The organism is Kribbella sp. NPDC050124 (assembly GCF_044460355.1).
Classification (GTDB): domain Bacteria; phylum Actinomycetota; class Actinomycetes; order Propionibacteriales; family Kribbellaceae; genus Kribbella.
Window position 1 is genome coordinate 876,199 of the sequence record NZ_JBITJU010000001.1, and the last position, 18,334, is coordinate 894,532.

24 protein-coding genes and 1 pseudogene are annotated in these 18,334 nt (G+C 67.5%); 15 read left to right on the top strand and 10 right to left on the bottom strand.

Features of this window, described 5'->3' with window-relative positions:
• Position 1: 1 nt before the first annotated feature.
• From ACIBL3_RS04355 to ACIBL3_RS04370, 4 genes are all read left to right on the top strand, one after another.
• Positions 2-1,444: an arabinose isomerase gene (locus tag ACIBL3_RS04355; protein ID WP_396351733.1), complete on the top strand. Its 1,443-nt coding sequence runs from the start codon at positions 2-4 to the stop codon at positions 1,442-1,444.
• Positions 1,441-2,862, top strand: a complete 1,422-nt coding sequence (locus ACIBL3_RS04360) for a rhamnulokinase family protein (protein ID WP_396351734.1) — start codon at positions 1,441-1,443, stop codon at positions 2,860-2,862. Before ACIBL3_RS04355 ends, ACIBL3_RS04360 begins: the two co-directional genes overlap by 4 nt.
• Positions 2,863-2,868: 6 nt before the next feature.
• Entirely contained in the window at positions 2,869-3,111 is a 243-nt protein-coding gene (locus tag ACIBL3_RS04365) for a LuxR C-terminal-related transcriptional regulator (RefSeq protein ID WP_396351735.1), read from the top strand.
• 134 nt (positions 3,112-3,245) lie between these two features.
• Positions 3,246-3,731, top strand: a complete 486-nt coding sequence (locus tag ACIBL3_RS04370) for a hypothetical protein (protein ID WP_396351736.1) — start codon at positions 3,246-3,248, stop codon at positions 3,729-3,731.
• A 105-nt stretch (positions 3,732-3,836) separates the two neighbouring features.
• On the opposite strand, the gene ilvA is transcribed toward ACIBL3_RS04370, so the two are convergent.
• A complete protein-coding gene (gene ilvA, locus ACIBL3_RS04375; RefSeq protein WP_396351737.1) occupies positions 3,837-5,129 on the bottom strand; it encodes a threonine ammonia-lyase IlvA in 1,293 nt (430 codons plus the stop codon).
• Between the two features lie 231 nt (positions 5,130-5,360).
• On the opposite strand from ilvA, the gene ACIBL3_RS04380 reads away from it, so the two are divergent.
• Both ACIBL3_RS04380 and ACIBL3_RS04385 read left to right on the top strand, forming a co-directional pair.
• Positions 5,361-6,227, top strand: coding sequence for a hypothetical protein (locus tag ACIBL3_RS04380; RefSeq protein WP_396351738.1), 867 nt, complete (start codon positions 5,361-5,363; stop codon positions 6,225-6,227).
• A gap of 170 nt (positions 6,228-6,397) precedes the next feature.
• The gene (locus ACIBL3_RS04385) at positions 6,398-6,919 is read left to right on the top strand and encodes a GNAT family N-acetyltransferase (protein WP_396351739.1); all 522 of its coding nucleotides are present in this window, start codon (positions 6,398-6,400) and stop codon (positions 6,917-6,919) included.
• Here ACIBL3_RS04385 and ACIBL3_RS04390 read toward each other — a convergent pair.
• Together ACIBL3_RS04390 and ACIBL3_RS04395 are read right to left on the bottom strand one after the other, a co-directional pair.
• On the bottom strand, positions 6,916-7,344 hold the full coding sequence (locus ACIBL3_RS04390) for a GNAT family N-acetyltransferase (protein ID WP_396351740.1): 429 nt from the start codon (positions 7,342-7,344) through the stop codon (positions 6,916-6,918). The two genes, ACIBL3_RS04385 and ACIBL3_RS04390, sit on opposite strands and share 4 nt — an antisense overlap.
• Before the next feature lie 42 nt (positions 7,345-7,386).
• Complete coding sequence (locus ACIBL3_RS04395) at positions 7,387-7,815, bottom strand: MarR family winged helix-turn-helix transcriptional regulator (RefSeq protein ID WP_396351741.1); 429 nt, start codon at positions 7,813-7,815, stop codon at positions 7,387-7,389.
• A gap of 96 nt (positions 7,816-7,911) precedes the next feature.
• On the opposite strand from ACIBL3_RS04395, the gene ACIBL3_RS04400 reads away from it, so the two are divergent.
• From ACIBL3_RS04400 to ACIBL3_RS04410, 3 genes are read left to right on the top strand one after another with little or no spacing between them, the layout of a single operon-like run.
• Positions 7,912-8,991, top strand: coding sequence for an alkene reductase (locus ACIBL3_RS04400; RefSeq protein WP_396351742.1), 1,080 nt, complete (start codon positions 7,912-7,914; stop codon positions 8,989-8,991).
• A 12-nt stretch (positions 8,992-9,003) separates the two neighbouring features.
• Positions 9,004-9,453 (top strand): PPOX class F420-dependent oxidoreductase, encoded by a 450-nt coding sequence (locus ACIBL3_RS04405; protein ID WP_396351743.1) that lies wholly within the window; start codon positions 9,004-9,006, stop codon positions 9,451-9,453.
• Entirely contained in the window at positions 9,450-9,917 is a 468-nt protein-coding gene (locus tag ACIBL3_RS04410; protein ID WP_396351744.1) for a nitroreductase/quinone reductase family protein, read from the top strand. Before ACIBL3_RS04405 ends, ACIBL3_RS04410 begins: the two co-directional genes overlap by 4 nt.
• A gap of 3 nt (positions 9,918-9,920) precedes the next feature.
• Here the strand turns inward: ACIBL3_RS04410 and ACIBL3_RS04415 are convergent, their stop codons facing one another.
• From ACIBL3_RS04415 to ACIBL3_RS04425, 3 genes are read right to left on the bottom strand one after another with little or no spacing between them, the layout of a single operon-like run.
• Positions 9,921-10,616, bottom strand: coding sequence for a class I SAM-dependent methyltransferase (locus ACIBL3_RS04415; RefSeq protein ID WP_396351745.1), 696 nt, complete (start codon positions 10,614-10,616; stop codon positions 9,921-9,923).
• A gap of 52 nt (positions 10,617-10,668) precedes the next feature.
• Positions 10,669-11,316: a GNAT family N-acetyltransferase gene (locus ACIBL3_RS04420; protein ID WP_396351746.1), complete on the bottom strand. Its 648-nt coding sequence runs from the start codon at positions 11,314-11,316 to the stop codon at positions 10,669-10,671.
• A complete protein-coding gene (locus ACIBL3_RS04425; protein WP_396351747.1) occupies positions 11,292-12,062 on the bottom strand; it encodes a hypothetical protein in 771 nt (256 codons plus the stop codon). Before ACIBL3_RS04425 ends, ACIBL3_RS04420 begins: the two co-directional genes overlap by 25 nt.
• Positions 12,063-12,255: 193 nt before the next feature.
• Here ACIBL3_RS04425 and ACIBL3_RS04430 point away from each other — a divergent pair, with 193 nt between their 5' ends.
• The 5 genes and pseudogenes from ACIBL3_RS04430 to ACIBL3_RS04450 form a co-directional block, all read left to right on the top strand.
• Positions 12,256-12,927, top strand: coding sequence for a Pr6Pr family membrane protein (locus ACIBL3_RS04430; RefSeq protein WP_396351748.1), 672 nt, complete (start codon positions 12,256-12,258; stop codon positions 12,925-12,927).
• 52 nt (positions 12,928-12,979) lie between these two features.
• A complete protein-coding gene (locus ACIBL3_RS04435) occupies positions 12,980-13,822 on the top strand; it encodes an alpha/beta fold hydrolase (protein ID WP_396351749.1) in 843 nt (280 codons plus the stop codon).
• Positions 13,819-13,989, top strand: coding sequence for a hypothetical protein (locus ACIBL3_RS04440; protein ID WP_396351750.1), 171 nt, complete (start codon positions 13,819-13,821; stop codon positions 13,987-13,989). Before ACIBL3_RS04435 ends, ACIBL3_RS04440 begins: the two co-directional genes overlap by 4 nt.
• The gene (locus ACIBL3_RS04445; RefSeq protein WP_396351751.1) at positions 13,983-14,366 is read left to right on the top strand and encodes a hypothetical protein; all 384 of its coding nucleotides are present in this window, start codon (positions 13,983-13,985) and stop codon (positions 14,364-14,366) included. The genes ACIBL3_RS04440 and ACIBL3_RS04445 overlap by 7 nt, the downstream gene beginning before the upstream one ends.
• Positions 14,366-14,683: pseudogene (locus ACIBL3_RS04450) on the top strand (DUF664 domain-containing protein); the annotation flags it as partial. The gene ACIBL3_RS04445 and the pseudogene ACIBL3_RS04450, both read left to right, overlap by 1 nt.
• Before the next feature lie 54 nt (positions 14,684-14,737).
• Here the strand turns inward: ACIBL3_RS04450 and ACIBL3_RS04455 are convergent.
• The 4 genes from ACIBL3_RS04455 to ACIBL3_RS04470 all read right to left on the bottom strand — a co-directional run bounded on the left by ACIBL3_RS04455 (position 14,738) and on the right by ACIBL3_RS04470 (position 17,468).
• Entirely contained in the window at positions 14,738-15,175 is a 438-nt protein-coding gene (locus ACIBL3_RS04455; RefSeq protein WP_396352319.1) for a hypothetical protein, read from the bottom strand.
• Positions 15,176-15,299: 124 nt separating this feature from the next.
• Positions 15,300-15,614 (bottom strand): hypothetical protein, encoded by a 315-nt coding sequence (locus tag ACIBL3_RS04460; RefSeq protein ID WP_396351752.1) that lies wholly within the window; start codon positions 15,612-15,614, stop codon positions 15,300-15,302.
• Between the two features lie 47 nt (positions 15,615-15,661).
• A complete protein-coding gene (locus ACIBL3_RS04465) occupies positions 15,662-16,414 on the bottom strand; it encodes a hypothetical protein (protein WP_396351753.1) in 753 nt (250 codons plus the stop codon).
• Between the two features lie 298 nt (positions 16,415-16,712).
• A complete protein-coding gene (locus ACIBL3_RS04470; RefSeq protein WP_396351754.1) occupies positions 16,713-17,468 on the bottom strand; it encodes an SAM-dependent methyltransferase in 756 nt (251 codons plus the stop codon).
• Positions 17,469-17,561: 93 nt separating this feature from the next.
• Between ACIBL3_RS04470 and ACIBL3_RS04475 the strand changes: the two genes are divergently transcribed.
• Positions 17,562-18,245, top strand: a complete 684-nt coding sequence (locus ACIBL3_RS04475) for a hypothetical protein (RefSeq protein ID WP_396351755.1) — start codon at positions 17,562-17,564, stop codon at positions 18,243-18,245.
• Positions 18,246-18,334: the final 89 nt, after the last annotated feature.

Here is an 18,334-nt window from a genome sequence, read left to right on the forward strand (position 1 = left end):
AATGACCGAGTTGGATGTTCGCCCGGGGCTGGAGCGGATCACGTCGCGCAAGACCAGGATCGGCCTGGTCGCGGGTGGTCTGGGTGCCTACTGGCCGCAGTTCCCCGACCTGCTGCCGCAGTTGCAGGCGTCGGCTCGGCGGGTGTCGTCGCGGTTCGCTGAACTGGACTGCGAGGTCGTCGACGTCGGCTTCATCTCCGACGCCCAGGAAGGCGCTGTGGCGGCCGAGAAACTGCGGGTGGCGGACTGCGATCTGATCGTCGGCTTCCTGACGACGTACATGACCGCGTCGATGCTGGTGCCGATCGCGCAGCGCAGCGGTGCACCAGTGCTGCTGCTCAACCTGCAGCCGACCGAGTCGATGAACCACGCGACCTTCGACACCGGTGCATGGCTCGCGTACTGCGGTGCCTGTCCGCTGCCGGAGATGGCGAACGCCTTCGAGCGCTGCGGGATCGACTTCCGGTCGGTCTCCGGCTACCTCGAGGACGAGCGGGCATGGGCGCGGATCGACCGCTGGATCCGGGCAGCCGGCGTGCGCGCGGCGTTCCGGCACGGCCGGCACGGTCTGCTCGGGCATCTGTACCCGGGCATGATGGACGTGATCACCGACCCGACGCTGGTGTCGTCGCAGCTCGGCGGGCACGTCGAGATCCTGGAGATCGACGACCTCCGGGTCCGGGTCGAGAAGGTGACCGAGGCGGAGACCGCGGCCCGGATGGACCTGGCCCGGGAGATCTTCACGCTCGACGACTCGGTGGTCGAGGAGGACTTCCGGTGGGGTGCGACCGTGTCGGTCGCGCTCGATCGCTTGGTCGAGGACTTTTCCCTTGATTCGCTGGCCTACTACCATCGCGGGCTCGACGGGGAGATGCACGAGCGGGTCGCGGCCGGGATGATCCTCGGCGCCTCGCTGCTGACGGCGCGGGGGATTCCGGCGGCCGGTGAGTACGAGCTGCGGACGTCGCTGGCGATGCTGGTGATGGACCGGCTCGGTGCGGGCGGTTCGTTCACCGAGCTGCAGGCGCTGAACTTCCACGACAACGTGGTCGAGATGGGTCACGACGGGCCGGCGCACCTGGCGATCAGCTCGGACAAGCCGTTGCTGCGTGGGCTCGGGGTGTATCACGGCAAGCGTGGCTGGGGTGTGTCCGTCGAGTTCGACGTGAAGCACGGGCCGGTGACGGCGTGCGGGCTCGGGCAGCGCCGGGACGGCTCGTTCAACTTGATTGCATCCGAGGGCACCGTCGTACCTGGGCCGTTGCTGCAGATCGGGAACACCACGTCGCGGGTCGACTTCGGGTGCGACCCGGGTGAGTGGACCGACGCATGGTCCGGGTCCGGCGTGGCGCACCACTGGGCGCTCGGCACCGGTCACCGGGCCAAGGACCTGGCGGCGGTCGCCGACCTGCTCCACCTCGACCTGACCGTCGTCTCCCCATGAAGCGCGTCGCGGCGGTGGATCTGGGCGCGTCCAGCGGACGCGTCATGCTCGGCTCCGTCGGTGACGGCGTGCTCGAACTGTCGGAGATCCACCGGTTCTGGAACGGCCCGGTGCAGGTCCACAACACCCTGCACTGGGACATCCTCCACCTGTACCGCTCCATGCTCGAAGGCCTCCACCAAGCCGGCCCGGTCGACGCCATCGGCATCGACTCCTGGGCCGTCGATTACGGCCTACTCGACTCCACCGGCCACCTCCTCGCCAACCCCACCCACTACCGCGACACCCGCACCGACGGCGTCCTGGAGAGGGTCCTGGAGAAGGTTTCGGTCGCGGAGTTGTACGAGGTGACGGGCTTGCAGCAGTTGCCGTTCAACACCATCTACCAGTTGGCCGCCGAGGGATTGCTCGAGCAGGCGGACAAGCTGCTGATGATTCCCGATCTGTTGGCCTACTGGCTCACGGGGGAGATCGGGGTCGAGCGGACAAATGCTTCCACCACGCAGTTGTACGACGTGCGGGCGCGGGGGTGGAGTGAGGTGCTCGCTTCGCGGGTCGGTGTATCGATGAAGCTGTTGCCGGACTTGCGGGATCCGGGAGCGGTGATCGGGACCGTGTTGCCGGAGACCGGGCTGGCCGCTGGTACGCCGGTGATCGCAGTCGGATCGCATGACACTGCGTCGTCCGTGGTCGCCGTACCGGCGGCTGACGAGCGGTTCGCGTACATCTCGTCCGGCACGTGGTCGTTGGTGGGGCTGGAGCTGGATGCGCCGGTGCTCTCCGACGAAGCGCGGGCGGCCAACTTCACCAATGAAGGCGGCGTCGACGGGCGGATCCGGTTCCTGAAGAACGTGATGGGGCTGTGGATCCTGCAGGAGTGCCAGCGGATCTGGGGCGACGACGACCTGCCCGGACTACTGCGTGACGCCGCCGGCGTACAGCCCTTCGCCGTACTGATCGACCCGGACGCGCCCGAGTTCCTTGCTCCGGGCAACATGCCGGCCCGGATCGACGAGCACTGCCGGGCCGGCGGGCAGGAGCCGCCGCAGTCGAAGGCAGCCGTTGTCCGTTGCGTGCTCGAGAGTCTCGCGCTGGCCTACCGCCGGACGCTGCGATCGGCGCAGGTGATCGCTGACCGGCCGGTCGACGTACTCCATGTCATCGGTGGCGGCTCGCAGAACGAACTGCTCTGCCAGCTGACCGCCGACGCCTGCGGACTGCCCGTGCTGGCCGGTCCGGTCGAGGCATCCGCCCTCGGCAACGTCCTCGTCCAGGCCCGTGCCTTGGGCGAACCCCTGCCGGACCTGAGCGCCATGCGCGCCCTGGTCCGCACCACCCATCGACTGCGGCGCTACGAGCCGCGGGCAAAACCGGCCGACTGGGACGCCGCCGAGTCCCAGGTGTTCGGAACAAGGTGATTCGTAATGACCGTCCTCCCCCAGGAAATTCGTTCGGTTGCGCGGCGGGTGCCGCCGCGTGAGATCAGCCATGACGACCTGCAACTGCTGCGGCTGCTCGCGACCGGGCTGCCGGTGGACAGCGTGGCCCGCCGGCTCGACCTGTCCGAGCGGACCGTCCGCCGCCGTACCAGGATGATCTGCGACCGCCTCGGCTTCGGCACGGCCATCGAGGCGATCGTCTGGGCCGCCCGCCGCGGCCTGGTCTAGGCACTCACTCGGAGGAGTCCCGGGCGAGGGCCGGTGAGCGATCGGTTGCCTCAGGCACCTATCGCTTCGGGGTGCGTTAGCGGCCGGGGGTGTTCGGGTACCGGGAGTTCCGAACGTCGAGCCGAGGAGGAACGATGGACGGAATGACCGTCCTGTGGATCGTTGTCGCACTGGCGGTGCTGGTGCTCGTGGTGGGCGTGATTGCCGGGACCACGTCGTCCAAGCGCCGGGCCCAACGGGACCAGCAGGAGGCGTACGAGCACGAGCAGCAGGCCAGGACGTCGGCGGCACGCGCGGACAAGCAGCAGGCCGCGGCCGATGAAGTCGAGGCCAGGTCACGCAAGGCGCAGGCGATCGCCGACGAGAAGGCGGCCGAGGCACGCCGGCTCGCAGCCGGCGCCACCGAGCGGCGCGAGGCCGCCGCCGAGGCTCGCACCGATTCCGACGAGCACCACACCCGCGCCCAGCGCCTGCACCCCGGCCAGGACACACCCCATGCAGCCAGTTGGGGTCGGGACGGGCAGCCTACGGACGAGCACTGGGCCGACGGGCAGCACCCGGACGACCCGCGCCGGCAGCCCAAGCCGGAGGAAGAACACCCGAAGCACCTGAGGCACTGACGCACCAGACGCACTGATCCCGCCGGGAGCGCAATGGGGCCGATCACGGCACCCGACCGGAAGCAGGTCGCCCAGGCTCCTCTCGGCGGGATCAGTGCGTCCGGATCAGATCAGGTAGCGGAACTCCGGCGAGCTCGGGTCGATCTGCTCGATCTCCAGCGGCGCTGCCTCCATCCGGGACAGCAGGCCGTCCAGGTCACCGGGCCGGCTGATCTCGATGCCGACCAGCGCCACCCCGGTCTCCCGGTTGTTCCGCTTCACGTACTCGAACAGCGTGATGTCGTCGTCCGGCCCGAGCACCTCGTCCAGGAACGCACGCAGCGCACCGGGCTCCTGCGGGAACGTGACCAGGAAGTAGTGCTTCAGGCCCTCGTACACCAGCGAGCGCTCGAGGATCTCGCCGTACCGGCTGACGTCGTTGTTCCCGCCGGACAGCAGGCAGACCACGGTCTCGCCGGGGCGTACGTCGAGACCGTTGCCCAGGGCTCCCGTCGACAGCGCGCCCGCGGGCTCGGCGATCAGTCCGTCGGTCTGGTACAGCTCGAGCATCTCGCTGCACACCAGGCCTTCCGGCACGGACATCATCTCGACGCCGGCCTTCGCGACCAACGGCAACGTCACGTCGCCGACCCGCCGTACTGCTGCACCGTCCACGAAACTGTCCAGGTGCGGCAGGGTCACCGGCTCACCGGCCTCCAGCGCGGCCGCCATGCTCGCCGCTCCGGCCGGTTCGACGCCGACGATCCGTACGCCGGGATGGCGTTCTGCCAGCCAGGTCGCGACACCCGCGATCAGGCCGCCACCTCCGACCGGCACGACGAGCACGTCAGGCGCATGGCCGAGTTGGTCGACGAGCTCGACCGCGACAGTTCCTTGTCCGGCAACGGTTCTCGGGTCGTCGAACGCGGGCACCATCGTCGCGCCGCTGGCCTCGGCGTCCGCGAGGGCTGCCGCGGCGGCGTCGTCGTACGTGTCGCCGGTGACGATCACCTGGATCTGCTTGCCGCCGAGGCCGGCGATCCGGTCGCGCTTCTGGCGGGGCGTCGTACGCGGCACGTAAACCTTGCCCTGGACACCGAGAATGTGGCACGAGTACGCCAGGCCCTGGCCGTGGTTGCCCGCGCTGGCGCACACGACGCCGGCCGCCTTCTGCTCGTCGCCGAGCTGGGCGATCAGGTTGTAGGCGCCGCGGAGCTTGTAGGACCGGCCGATCTGCAGGTCTTCGCGCTTCAGCCAGACCTGGGCGCCGGTGCGTTCGGACAGCCGGAGGTTGCGTTGCAACGGTGTACGGACAGCGACACCGTCGAGCCGCTTGACCGCTTCATCGACGGCTGCCGCGTCAACTGCTTTCTGGTCTGTGCCACTGATCGATCGAGCGACTGAACTACTGCCCTGCATGAGCTTCCTTCCCGTGCATTTGCACGATCTTCGCCGATTCGCTCGATGCACAAGACAATTCGCGTCCACAGTACGGACGACTCGCTACCTTTGCGCAACAGACCCTTGCCTCAGGCGTGAAACGGCCCTTCACTGGGCAGTCTAGTTTTCATACGCTCACTCGGTGTAACGGCCAGGGTCCTGGACGGGATAAGCCGAGTAAAGCCGGTCACAGTGGACTGGAGGGCACGAATGGAACTGATTCCGTTCAGTCTGTGGGGAGACGCCCTGTGGTGTGGTCAGGAAGTCGTGCGCGAGGCCCCGCACGAGCAGGCGATCCGAAGCCTGTTCCCCGACCCCATCCCAGCGCGAGGAGCAGACCTGGACACCGTCGCGGACCTGGTCCCGGAACCGCGCAACCGTTTCGATCCCCGATCCATCGCCGTACGGGTGCAGGGGAAGGTTGTCGGCTACCTGCCGAGGGACGACGCGCACCGGTACCACCCGGTGCTGTCCGAACTGGTGGCGCAAGGCCTGCGACCGCAGGTGCCGTGCCACTTGTGGGTGAGTGAGTGGGAACCGGCCGACTGGGAGGGCAAGGGCGACCAGGGCACGGAGTTCCACGCGAGTGTCGCGGTGGCCCTCGGGCAACCGCACATGCTGGTTCCGGTGAACCTGCCCCCACCGGGCAGCTTTCACCTGCTGCCGCCCGGCAGCGGCATCGTCGTACCGGGCAGCGAGGTCCATCCCGACGTCCTGGCGCCGTTCTTCCGGGCCGAGGGCGAGTGCTGGGCGTACGGCACGATGCACGCGATCGAGGAGGAGGACGGGATCCAGGACCGGCACCGGATCGTGGTCGAGATCAGGCTCGACGACGAAGCCGTCGGGCGGCTGAGCCCCCGGCTGAGCGCCGAGTTCCTGCCGGCCATCCACTACCTGGCCGACATGCGTGCCGAGACCGCCGCCCGCGTTGCCGTCCGCGGCGACCGCACCGCATCGGAGGTGATCCTGTTCGCGGCTCGGAGTCATGACCTGCCGGCCACCTGGCCGGACGGCCTGACCCGATCCCCAGTCGCGTCCCCCCAATGGCACTACTGGGCTACGAAGGAAGCCAACTAGGCGGCTGCGCAGTACTCACCACGCCCTGTTGGCGGGTACTGCGGAGCTACTTTGTTCCACCATGGACCTGATGCCGGAGATCAGTGCTCTGGTCGAGGCGCGGCTGAGTCAGCACACCTCGCTGTGAAATCAGTTTGCTGAGCGGGGGGCGCTTGGCGTTGGGTGGGGGCGTGGCTGAACTGCGTACCGAGAGGCTGTTGCTGCGGCGATGGCGGGAGTCCGACCTGGAACCGTGGGCGGCGATGAACGCCGACCCGGAGGTTCGGGAGCATCTGGGTCCGGTGATGACGCGGGAGCAGAGCGACGCCTCGGTCGCGCTCTTCCAGGAGGAGTTCGACGCCCGTGGGTACGGCTGGTGGGCAGTCGAGGCGAACGGTGAGTTCATCGGCTTCGCGGGCCTGGACGACGTCGACCCTGAGGTCCCGTTCACCGGCGTCGAGATCGGCTGGCGACTCGCCCGCTCAGCCTGGGGCCACGGCTACGCCACCGAGGCCGCCCGCGCCGTCCTCGACTACGGCTTCGACACCCTGCACCTCCCCGAGATCCTCGCAATCACCACCGCCACCAACCACCGCTCCCAGGCCGTCATGCGCCGCCTAGGCATGACCCACAACCCCACCGACACCTTCGAAGACCCCACCGCCCCCCAAGGTCCCCTCCGCCCCCACGTCCTCTACCGAATCACCCGCTAAAAGTCGCAGAGGTAGAAGAGTTCGGGGTCGGATTCGTCGAGGCCGTGCAGGAGGCCGGTGGCGGACCAGCCGGTGCGTTGCAGGAGTTGCTGCATCGGGAGGTTGGAGACGTTGGTCGAGGTGAACAGCTTCGGGGTGGTGCAGGTGGTCTTCGCGGCGTGGAGGAGGCGTCGGCCGATGCCTTGCCGGCGGGCGTTGGCGTCAACCATCAGCATGGTGACGAAGCCTTGATCGAAGAACGTGTACTCGACGGTGACGTAGCCGACCAGTCGTTGTGACGCGTCCTCGGCAGTCAGGACGAGGCCCTGTTCGCAGCAGCGCCGGATCGCCTCGGCTCGCGCGGCGTCTCCGGCCGCGGCAATCGCATCGATCGCCGCCAGCGCCTTCCAGTCCGTCGCGGCTGCCCGGCGTACCGTCACGTCCATGTCCGGCATCCTGACACGCGGCCCGGCTGGGAAGCGCGCGATTTAGTCCTCCACGCGGAGGAGCTTCTCCAGCAGCGGGGACAGGGTCTTGCGCTCAGCCGCGGTGAGGCGGCGCAGGACCAGGGCGCGCTCGGCCACGGTCGCGGAGATCTCGTCCCGAAGCTCCACACCCGCCGGCGTCAGCTGGAGCAGCTTGACCCGGCGGTCGCTGCCGGGCACGCGGCACACCAGGCCGCGCTCCTCGAGCTGGTCGGCGAGGTTGGTGATGTACGACCGGTCGCACGCCAACCGCTCGGCCAGGTCCCGCATCGGCGCCGGCTTGGTCAGCATCAGTACGGCGCGCGCGAGGTGCACCGGCAGTCCGAGCGATCCGACGACGTCGGCGAAGTCCGACTTCGACTTCGCCGAGATATCGATGAACATCTGTGACAGCCGGCGTGCCTCTTCCACCCGGGTCTCCCGATTCCCCATGCCGTCATGGTACTCATCCCACTCAATAGTTGAGCCAGTCACGCATTGATGTATCGTGGTCCTAATGATTGACTGACTCAACAATGGAGTGACCCTATGAACCCGACGGTGTCGGCCTTCGATCCGGTCCGGATCGGCGGTCTGGAGCTGGCGAACCGGATCGTGATGGCCCCGATGACCCGCAGCCGCGCGTACGGCCCGGGCCAGACGCCGACCGATCTGATGGCGACGTACTACGCCCAACGTGCCGGCGCCGGCCTGATCATCACCGAGGGCACCCAGCCGTCCGTGATCGGCCAGGGCTACCCGGACACGCCCGGTCTGCACTCGGCCGAGCAGGTCGAGGCGTGGCGTCGCGTGACGGACGCCGTACATGCGGAAGGCGGCGTGATCTTCGCGCAGCTCATGCACACCGGGCGGACCGGGGATCCCGAGCTGCTGCCTGGGGATCTGAGCCCGGTCGGGCCGTCGGCGGTCGCTGCTGAGGGGCAGATCTACACGCATGCGGGGATGAAGCCGTTCCCGGTCCCGCGGGAGCTGACCGCGGACGAGATCGCTCAGACTGTGGCCGACTTCGCGGCTGCGGCGCGCAATGCAATCGCGGCCGGTTTTGACGGGGTCGAGTTGCATGGCGCGAACGGGTATCTGATCCACCAGTTCCTTTCGACCAACGCGAACCGCCGTACCGATGGCTGGGGCGGAACGGTCGAGGGCCGGACCCGGTTCGCCCTCGAGGTGGCCGCTGCGGTCGTCGCGGAGGTCGGGGCCGAGCGGGTGGGGATCCGGGTGTCGCCCGGCAATCCTCTGCACGACATCGTCGAGGACGACCCGCACACGACGTACAAGGCGCTGCTCGACGGTCTGGCTGACCTGGGTCTGGTCTACGTGCACCTAATGGAGACCGCGGGCTACCGCGACCTCACCGAGAGCCTGCGCGCGCAGTGGCCGGGGGCGTTCATCCTCAACCCGGCGACGCGCCCCGAGCCGACCGGGCTGGGCGAGCTCGCGCTGATCGAGGACGGCACTGCCGATCTGATCTCGTACGGCGCTCTGTTCTTGGCGAACCCGGATCTGCCGGTCCGCCTGGCTGCCGGTGGTCCGTTCAACAGCCCGGACCGGGCGACGTCGTTCGGCGGCGACCACCGCGGTTACACCGACTACCCCACGTTGAACTGAAGGAGGCGGGACATGTCGTTCACCGACGAAGAGATCGCCTACATGCGTTCCCAGCCGCTGGCGCGGGTCGCCACGGTGTCCGCCGACGGACAGCCTGACGCCGTACCGGTCGGGTTCGAGTACGACGGGACGCACATCTGGATCGGGGGCATCGATCCTGGGAACACACGCCGGGCCCGGAACATCCGGGACGGCAACACCAAGGTCGCGATCATCATCGACGACCTCGCGTCGACCCGGCCGTGGTCGCCTCGGTACCTGCGCATCTACGGCGACGCCGAGCTTGTCGAGCGGCCGGGGCTGCGTGGGCCGGTGCAGGTCATGAAGGTCACCCCGAGGGTCTCGTGGAGCATCAACCTCGACGGCAAGCTCAGCGTCGGCAGCGATCACCGAGGCTCTTTCGCCCCACGCAAAACCATCCACCACGCAGGGGCAATCACCGCGAACAGGAGTCCCCGATGAGTTTCACCACCCGCAACGGCACCCGAGGCGCGCGCCAGCCGAAGGCGAGCCGCCTGATGAAATGGATGAACGACCGCGCCGCGCACCGGATCCGCACCAAGGGCGGCAAGTTCCTGGGGTTCAACGCCTTGGTGCTCACGACCGTCGGCGCGAAGAGCGGGGCTCGGCGGGCCAACCCGGTCGGCTGGTTCCCCACCGGTGACGACGACAGTTGGCTGATCGTCGCGTCCGCGGCCGGCGGACCGAAGAATCCTGCCTGGTACTACAACCTGGCCGCTCACCCCGCGGACGTCACCATCGAGATGGCGGGAGCCAAGGTCCCGGTCATCGCGGAGCAGCTCCACGGGACGGAACGCGATGACGCCTGGCGACGGATCACGGCGGCCGCTCCCCGATTCGCGCAGTACCAGGAGAAGACCGACCGCGAACTCCCCATCATCCGCCTGACCCGCCGATCTTCCTGACGCCTACCGAAAGGCCGCCACGAGGAAGACCGGGAAGCGGTTCATGTCTTGTTTGGGTGAGGCGGGGTCGATGGCTGGTGCGGGTTCGGCAGTGCGGGTGAGGGTGAAGCCGTGCGCGTGGAGAGTGTTGAGGTACGTCGAGAGCGTGCGGTGGTTGGCGCCGACCTGTTGGCGGAGCGTCGACAGGGTGCCGTCGGCTCGCCAGTAGCGCTCGTCGTAGTAGGTGCCGTCGGACGGCCAGGCACCGGAAACGCCTTCTATGCCTGGGAAACAGGGATGCAGGATCGCGAAGGCGAATGTCCCGTCAGGACGCAGCAGCCGACGGACGTTGGCCAGGGCGCCGTCCAGATCGTCGATGTCGGCAATCCCCATGCTGCAGACGGCGGCGTCGTACCCCTCGCCCTGTAAGCGTTGCGGATCGGCCGCGTCTGCTTGGAGGTACTGGATACCTAGCGGCTCTTGCTCCTCGAGCTCACGTGCCTTGCCGAGCATCGCGGCCGAGACGTCGACGCCGACCACGGTGGCGCCGTTGCGGGCGAGGCCGCGGCTGATCCGTCCGTGGCCGCAGGCAACATCCAGCACCCGCTTGCCGGACACGTCACCCAGTAGCTCAAAGAGTGAGGTCGTGACCGGATCACGGAGATCTTCTGTCCAGCCGGAGGCGTAGTAGTCGGCGACTTCGTCGTACCGCGCGATCATGCTTCGACAGTAGCGACGTACGTCCGGCGAAACACGCGTTGCGTGTCTGCTCTCAGCGGAGTTGCGCTGCGTTCGGCCAGCTCATGCGAAGGCACTTCGGGCTGCCGTTGAGCCGTGTGGGGTCTCCGCCGGGTGGAGGGACCGTTGCCGTCTCGACCTGAACGCCTCCGCGGGCGACGTAGAAGTCCTGCGCGCTGGTGTTCTGCTGCAACACCCACAGGTACATCGCGTCGCCGTTCGCCTGCTCCGTGACCGTCTCCGCGGCGCGGGCGATCAACTGAGTGCCGATCCCGGTACGGCGATTGCTGTTGTAGACATGCAGATTGTCGACAAGACTGCCCCACCGTGGGTCGTGATCAAACATCACGTGCACGAACCCAACAAGCTGCCCCTCATCCTCAGCAAGAATCGTGGCGGTCCTGCCCGGCGCAACCAGCCGCTCCGCCCACACCGCCAGCCGCTCACTCTCGACATCCCCATCGAGAAACGAGTCGGCATACGCACCTCGATAGTGCCGCCGCCAACTATCAGCATGCAGCCAAGCAACCTGCCCAGCGTCCTCCACGCTCGCCGAACGAAACCCAAGCGGCATCTGCACTCCTCCGTATCCCCCAAAACCGTACCGAAGGAACCCCAGCAGCAAGCGCTTGTCCACGTCGTGGTCGGCGGCGGCGCTCAAGCCGACCGAGCTCGCCGGCACAGCGGTGCAAGGTGGGTCGCAAGACTGAAACCGCCAGGGCACCGGGCGAACGCGGCTCGGCCGTTCGGGAACATGGAGCATTCCTGAGCCCACCGGCTCCGCAGTTCGCCCGGAAACCCTGCTCGTGGCCAGTCGTCGCACACCTTGTCCACCACGGCGCGGTCGAGGTGCCACACCCGGTCCCCGATCGCATCCAGCAACGATCCGGCCTGGAGGTACTCGCCGAGCGGGTTCCCGGGGTTGAGCGAGACGTGGCTGGAGATCGCCTCGGCCACGAGCTCGGCGGCGTCCTCGTCGACGCCGGCTTCTACCGCGGTGGACCGAGCATTCGCCGAGCCCGTGACCGCGAAGCACTTCGTACGGTTCGCATCGAACAACCCGGTGTCGTGCAGGAGAGAGGCGACGTACAACTGCTCAGAGTTGGGCTCCTCCAGTGGCGCGCCCTGGGCGGCGGCCCGTCGACTGTCCCGAGATGCGAGCGCGGTCGCAAACTGCCAGGTGCGTTCCGAGTGGGCGATCCACCGCTCGTCCATCGTCTCGTCCGCGACCCTACGGGCCGCCTGCGCCCAGGGTGTCGTGGGTGGATCCGGGAGCTGTGGCACCGCGCCTGGTTCTGAACGGTCCAGCAAGGTGAGGAGGCCGTAGCCGACCAGGCCCGAGACGTACGCCGCTTGCTTCTTGAGGCTGTCGTCGAGCAGCGAAGCGAACTCGCGCCAGCCGATGACCTCGACCCCGTCCGACCTCATGGGTCGCCGCCAGCCCATGTTGCCACCCCCTACCGCCAGCCCGGCTGAGAATCGCCCGACCGCCAACTGACGCTACCCGACCACAATGAGCCTCGCCATCCGTCGTACGTGGAGCACCACGTCGGCGCGGCGGGGCGGGTGGTTGCGGAGAGTGGTGGGAAGAATGGGGAGGGTGGCAGAGTGGAGCAGGGGAGTGACGGTCTCGCGGTGGTGGCATGGGGTCATCGCGGCGGTCATTCTCGTCTCGCTGGCCATTCAGTTGGTGCTGATCTCCACCGGCGGCGCCGACGCGAACTCCGGGGAGACCGGTGAGTCGATCGGGGTCGGGACTCGGCTGTGGCGGCTCTTCAGCTTCTTTACGATCGAGAGCAACCTGATCGTCCTGGCCGCCGCCCTGGCGTTGGTACGGCGACCTGACCGGGACGGCTCGGGGTGGCGCGTCGTACGTCTCGACTCGCTTCTCGGCATCGTCATCACCGGTCTGGTGTTCGCCATCGTGCTCGCGCCGCAGGTGCACCTGACCGGCGCGGCATTGGTGGCGACGATCGGCTTCCACTACATCTCGCCGTGGACGACCCTTGCCGCCTGGCTGATCTTCGGGCCTCGGCCCCGCATCACGTGGCGGACTGTCGGGTTCGCGTTCATCTGGCCGTGTGCGTGGCTGATCTACATCTTCGTCCAAGGCGCGTTCACCGACTGGTACCCGTATCCCTTCCTCGACGCCGCCGAGATCGGCCTTGGGTCCGCCGTACGCAACTCCCTCCTCGTCCTCGTGATCGGCGTCGTACTCGCGTTGGCCCTGAAGGCCCTCGACGCCAAGCTCCCGACGACCGACCGCTCGGGTGTGCCTGCTGGAGGTGTCTGAATCCCGGGAACCCGTTCGTCGGAACAGTGTGACGAGTTCGAGAGGAGTCGAGATGCTGGTCGAGGTCAACGGTGTCGAGTTGTGCGTGGAGACGTTCGGGGACCCGGCGGACCCGCCGGTGTTGCTGATCGGCATCACCATGGAGAGCTGGCCGGATGAGCTGTGTGCGGCGCTCGCCGGCCGGTACGTGGTGCGCTACGACCTGCGTGACACCGGCCAGTCCACGTACGTCGACCCGGACAAGCCGACCTACACCCTGCGAGACCTGGTGACCGACGCGTCCGAGTTGTTGACGGCGCTGGAGTTGGGGCGTGCGCACGTGGCCGGGCTGGGGGTCGGCGGGTTCGTCGCGCAGTTGCTCGCACTCGACCACCCCGACCAGGTCGCCTCGCTGACCCTGGTGTCCACCCGCCCGGTCGCACCTGGCCGAGTCGACCGGGACCTGCCCGACCACGACCCGGAGGTGATGAAACAGCTCTTCGGCCGCCCGCAGCCCGACTGGACCGACCGCGACAGCGTGATCGACTACATGACCGGCTCGGCCGCGTTGCTCGGCGGCTCTGCCGGGTTCGACGAACAGGATGCCCGGGCAACGGCGGGCCAGATCTTCGACCGATCCCGCCGTACGGCGAAAGCCCAGCGCGCCAGCCACCTCGGCACAGCGTTCGCCGCCATCGACTGCCGCCCCCGCTGGCGCAACCGCCTCCCCGAGATCACCGCCCCCACCCTGGTCATCCACGGCGACGAAGACCCCTTCTTCCCCCACGGCAACGGCAAAGCCGTAGCCACCGAAATCCCCTCCGCCACCCTCCTGACCCTCCCCGGCACCGGCGCCGGCCTACCCCGCCCAACCTGGCCAACGGTCGGCGAAGCCCTCGCTAACGTGAGCGCATGACTTCTGCGATCCGGCGCATTACTGAGGCCAACCGGGCTAGCTGGAATGCCATCGCTCCGGTGCGGCAGGGGGAGCCCGCTGAGTTCTTCGAGAACGGTGGGCTGGCGTTGGAGGGCTTCGAGCGAGAGCTGACCGGTGACGTGCGGGCCCCGGTGGATCGGTGCTGATCTGCGAACACCATCCGCTCTGGGAGGTTCTCGCCGTACGTGGGCACAACCACTTGGCCGTAGCCGGTGACTACTTCGGCCGCGCCGTACCGCGTGCTGACACCGACGACGCCAAGCGCCCCTTCGGAGCCCGCGGCCAGTCCGAACCCCCGCCGTTCTCAGCCTTCGTCTGGCCGACCAGCGACGTCATCACAGCCCTCACCACCACCGGCCTCCACCTGAACACCTTCTTCGAGGCCGCCTCCCCAGACATCTACCCCGGCCTAGGCCCCACCGCCGCACACCTCCCCGCCTACTACGTGATCAAGGCAACCAAGCCGCAGCCTGGTGAGGTCGAGGTGAAAGCGCGTGGCTGGCAGGCTGGGGTTCGTGATTGATGACTTCGCGAAGGCTCTCCGAGGCCAGGTACCTCGGCGAAGTGTTCGGCCGCCCGTTCCCCGAGCCCCTGCCTCGATGGGACGACGAGTCCCAACGCGGCACCGACATGTGGGCGACCGAGCACGAGACCCGCGCCGAGATCATCGACCGCTACCGCCGAGTCTCGGACCACGCCGACGCAACGATCGACGCCCTGCCCATCGACGCCCCCGGCCACGTCCCCTGGTGGCCGCGACCAGACGTCAAGCTCTTCAACGTGCTGGTCCACCGCATCACCGAAACCAGCCGCCACACCGGGCACGCCGACCTCCTCCGCGAACAACTCGACGCCCCGCCCACAGCAACTATCCTTCCCGTGCGGTACGACGGGCTACGTGTCGTACCCGAGTCCGTCCCAGGGTTCGTAGTACGCGATGAAGTCCCCGGGCTCGATGTTGATGGAGTACTCGCCTTCGAACTGGTCGACCACCCAACCGAAGGTCACCCCGTCGACCACCTTGGTGAACGGCTCGACCTCGATCGGCTCCAGGACGTACTTGCCGAGCTCGGCCAGCCGCGCAGCGACGACCTCGTCCGCACCGGCCGAAGCCGCCTGCCCCGGCGGAAGCCCTTCGGCACGGGCAACCTTGTCGACCCGCACCTCGTCGAACGTGCCGTCGGCCTTCCACAGGTACAGCCCGACATACCCCGACCCTTGATCGAACAGCTCGTCGCTCAGGAAGAACTTCCGCCCATCCTCGGCGGTCCCGGCGTACGGCACGTGATAGTCGTCAGGAACGATCGTGAACCGCGCAGGCGCCTCATCCACAGCCTCTCCTCCCCGCGACGAACACCCAGCCAGTACGGCGACCAGCGAAAGCCCAACCGCCCACACCAGCCCACCCCTCCACCGATTCACGCCGCACAGCCTACGGCCGGGCCGTTGCCGTGAGTCAGTAGTACGGCGCGAGCCGAACGAGGTTGATCAGTCCCAAGACGAGGATCACGGCAGACGCGATGACGAATCCGCGAGACCTGACCACGACCATCGTCGTACCGGCGATGAGGACCGTCGCGATTGCCAGTAACGCGGCAGAGTCGCGCGCGTCGCTCGACACAATCCTGTCGAGCACGGGATCCCCGAGGCCGGCATAGTCATGCGAGGGAAGGAAGAACCCGAACACCACAAGCAACGCCGCAACACCGAGACCGACCGAGCCAACCAGCTCCCTGAACGCGCCGCGTCGGCTGCCAGCGTCATTCGACACAAGCCCACCCTACCGACGACGTTCCCCGCGCCGGAGAAAGCTGAACGCTACCTGGGAGTGAGTCGGGTGCCTGTGGTTGCGCTGATGACTGCTCGGTCTCCGAGCGGCTTGGTCAGGGTGACCAACGCTGGTGTCGACAGCCCAATGGCTCGGCAGGCGCGGCCCGGAGACGCATGACTGTGGGTTCCTCCGACGATCACCAGGTCGTCGAACTCCAGGACGTGAGCTCGAAGGTCGGTGTCGCAAGCTCCGTGACCGAGGTTGAAGGTGAGCGCGCTGCCGTCGATCCTGGTGAGGCTCTGGACCCGGAGGAAGCCTGGCGGCTGCTCGGGCAGACCGGGCGGCGGGACGGGCTCGACCACGGGTTTGAGTACGTCCTCAGGTACGGCGACGGCGACGATCGGCCTGGACAGTCCCTTCGCGGTGAACGACCAGGCGGGCACGATCGCCGTACCGCTGCTCGTCGTCACCTCCGCTGTCCGCAGGGAAGCCCCGGTGATCGTGAGCCTGCACGACACTGCCGGTATGTGCCTGCAGTTGTTGTAAGTGGCTCCGATCGCCGCAGTCAGCGCAGGCCGCGCGTCGAGTACGCTGACCGGCCGGCTCGACCCATCCGCGAACTCGATGCTGGAGCTCCCACCCGATCCGAGCCGAACCCCAGGCGCGAAGCTCACGTGCCCAGCAATCCACGCAATCTTCTGCTCGGTCGTGTCGAACGCGAGGCCGGGCGTCCGCGACGAGTACAGAAACAGCCCTTCGGGAGCCTCCGGGATCCCCGCAGCCCGGACAACCTCCGCCACAACACGCCCCCGCTCAACAAACGCCGCAGTCGAAGGCCCCACCGGAATCGCACCACTTGGCGCAGTCGGCCCGGCGACAGGCGTCGCACTACTCGCTCCACCCACAGGCGCGACCTCGGCCCCACACCCCGCCAACAGCACAACGGCAACTCCCAACCACGCACGCCACCGCACACCGCTCATACCCGAAGGACGCGCCAGCTCCCGCGAACCGTTGCATCGAGGCGGTCAGCTCACCCCGTACGGCGCTCCGTACCGCTCGACAAAGCCTCTCTCGTCTGCCTGCTCGACCACATGCCTAGTTACTGCGGCGGGCTACTACTCGGGTGAAGCCGAGTGTTCGGCCGGCGTCGGTTCGGAGCATCTCGGCTTCCCATTGCGGCGCGCTGCTGTCGCGGTCGCACACCTCGTTCCAGTGCAACCAGTCTCGCCACCCCTCGGGCAGCCGATCAGCGACCTCGACTGTGACGAGCCCGGTCTTCTCCCAGTGCCGGCGCCACCAGTCCGGGCTGTGCCAAGCGCAGAAGTCCCACTTCCAGTACGGCGCGAGGCCCGCAGGCGGAAGCGTCTCGCACTCCTCGGCAAGACCCGGCTGAACGATCCCGATCTGACCACCACGCTTCACGAAGCCGGAGTAGTAGCCGAGATAAAGGTCATCGGTGCCGAAGTAGTGATACGCACCAATGCTGACGAGCGCATCGAAGAACCCCTCGGCAAACGGCAACGAATGCGCTTCGGCATGGACCGGGTGAACCCGACCTTCGACGTCAGCCTCGACAACACGCCGCAAATTCTCGTCAGGCTTGATCCAGAGATCAGTGGCCCACACCTCAACCCCGAACTCCTTGGCCAGAAAGATCGAGCTCAGCGCAGTCCCACATCCCATATCGAGAACCCGCATACCCGGCTCGAGCGACATGACATCGCTCAACGCCTCCGCCTGCCATACAGCATTCGGCCCCATCACCCCATCCACCATCCACCGACCCGAATATCCAGCCGACCGCGGATACCGCTCATTCCTCAACAACACCGCAAGTTCGTCATCATCCATGCAGCCGGAGTCTGGGCGACGCAATGCAACCAGGCAAACGGTTATCCGCCTGCCCCGCCGCATAAGCCGGACTCGTGGCTCTACGCTTCCGACATGGCACCTCCAACGATCTTGTTGCCTGGAGACGTTCTGTGGCGGGTCCGGCATGCCATTCGCTGGAGGTGGCAGAAGCTTCGAGGTCTGACCGGCGAGTTCGACGTACCGGAGAACAGCGGTCGCTGCCATGCGATGACGGAGGCTTGGCAGCGCAATTGGTCCGAGGCCGACCCGATCGGCCATCGGCTGAGAGGACCCTATTGCGAACGCTGGGTCCGGTTCCACAGCCTGCCGGAGTCGAAACGCTACGCCGACTCTCCCGAGGAGTACGCCGAGATCATCCGGCGACACCGCACGGTCTTGGCAGAGTTGCCGGGCGAGAATGCCCCGGAACACTTGGTCGTCATCGCTGAGGACTGGGGGCCACGAGATCTGGCAACCGGTTGGTCCAAGACACACGTCCCCGGCGCGTGGCCATGGCGCCGGGTGGAAGGCGACGAGCCGGATCTCGGCTTGTGCTATCTGTGGGTGCGCACAGGATTGACTGACTCCCAGTTGAATGTGCTCTTGACGGCTGTCGCCGACGACAAAGCTCATGTCGTCCTCGCCGCCCCAGACCTGAGTTGGCTGTTCTGCCCGTACGACGGTGGCGCAGACGTGATCCTCCCCGACGTACCTACCCGGGACGCGATCCGCGATCGCCACACCGACTGGCTCCCAGCCCTTCCATCCGGACTCTGACCCAACCGGAGATGCCTGTGTCTCGGTGATGTTGGCTTGGCGGACGAGCCAGACTATTATCTGATTAGATAAGGTCTAGGGGTGCCAAT

Coding starts and splice junctions, on each gene's coding strand:
- ilvA (WP_396351737.1), bottom strand. CDS start 5,129: ATGCAGGGCAGTAGTTCAGTCGCTCGATCGATCAGTGGCACAGACCAG.
- ACIBL3_RS04435 (WP_396351749.1), top strand. CDS start 12,980: ATGCTGGTCGAGGTCAACGGTGTCGAGTTGTGCGTGGAGACGTTCGGG.
- ACIBL3_RS04355 (WP_396351733.1), top strand. CDS start 2: ATGACCGAGTTGGATGTTCGCCCGGGGCTGGAGCGGATCACGTCGCGC.
- ACIBL3_RS04400 (WP_396351742.1), top strand. CDS start 7,912: ATGAACCCGACGGTGTCGGCCTTCGATCCGGTCCGGATCGGCGGTCTG.
- ACIBL3_RS04475 (WP_396351755.1), top strand. CDS start 17,562: ATGGCACCTCCAACGATCTTGTTGCCTGGAGACGTTCTGTGGCGGGTC.
- ACIBL3_RS04415 (WP_396351745.1), bottom strand. CDS start 10,616: ATGATCGCGCGGTACGACGAAGTCGCCGACTACTACGCCTCCGGCTGG.
- ACIBL3_RS04425 (WP_396351747.1), bottom strand. CDS start 12,062: ATGAGGTCGGACGGGGTCGAGGTCATCGGCTGGCGCGAGTTCGCTTCG.
- ACIBL3_RS04360 (WP_396351734.1), top strand. CDS start 1,441: ATGAAGCGCGTCGCGGCGGTGGATCTGGGCGCGTCCAGCGGACGCGTC.
- ACIBL3_RS04470 (WP_396351754.1), bottom strand. CDS start 17,468: ATGGATGATGACGAACTTGCGGTGTTGTTGAGGAATGAGCGGTATCCG.
- ACIBL3_RS04365 (WP_396351735.1), top strand. CDS start 2,869: ATGACCGTCCTCCCCCAGGAAATTCGTTCGGTTGCGCGGCGGGTGCCG.
- ACIBL3_RS04405 (WP_396351743.1), top strand. CDS start 9,004: ATGTCGTTCACCGACGAAGAGATCGCCTACATGCGTTCCCAGCCGCTG.
- ACIBL3_RS04370 (WP_396351736.1), top strand. CDS start 3,246: ATGGACGGAATGACCGTCCTGTGGATCGTTGTCGCACTGGCGGTGCTG.
- ACIBL3_RS04440 (WP_396351750.1), top strand. CDS start 13,819: ATGACTTCTGCGATCCGGCGCATTACTGAGGCCAACCGGGCTAGCTGG.
- ACIBL3_RS04410 (WP_396351744.1), top strand. CDS start 9,450: ATGAGTTTCACCACCCGCAACGGCACCCGAGGCGCGCGCCAGCCGAAG.
- ACIBL3_RS04380 (WP_396351738.1), top strand. CDS start 5,361: ATGGAACTGATTCCGTTCAGTCTGTGGGGAGACGCCCTGTGGTGTGGT.
- ACIBL3_RS04395 (WP_396351741.1), bottom strand. CDS start 7,815: ATGGGGAATCGGGAGACCCGGGTGGAAGAGGCACGCCGGCTGTCACAG.
- ACIBL3_RS04390 (WP_396351740.1), bottom strand. CDS start 7,344: ATGGACGTGACGGTACGCCGGGCAGCCGCGACGGACTGGAAGGCGCTG.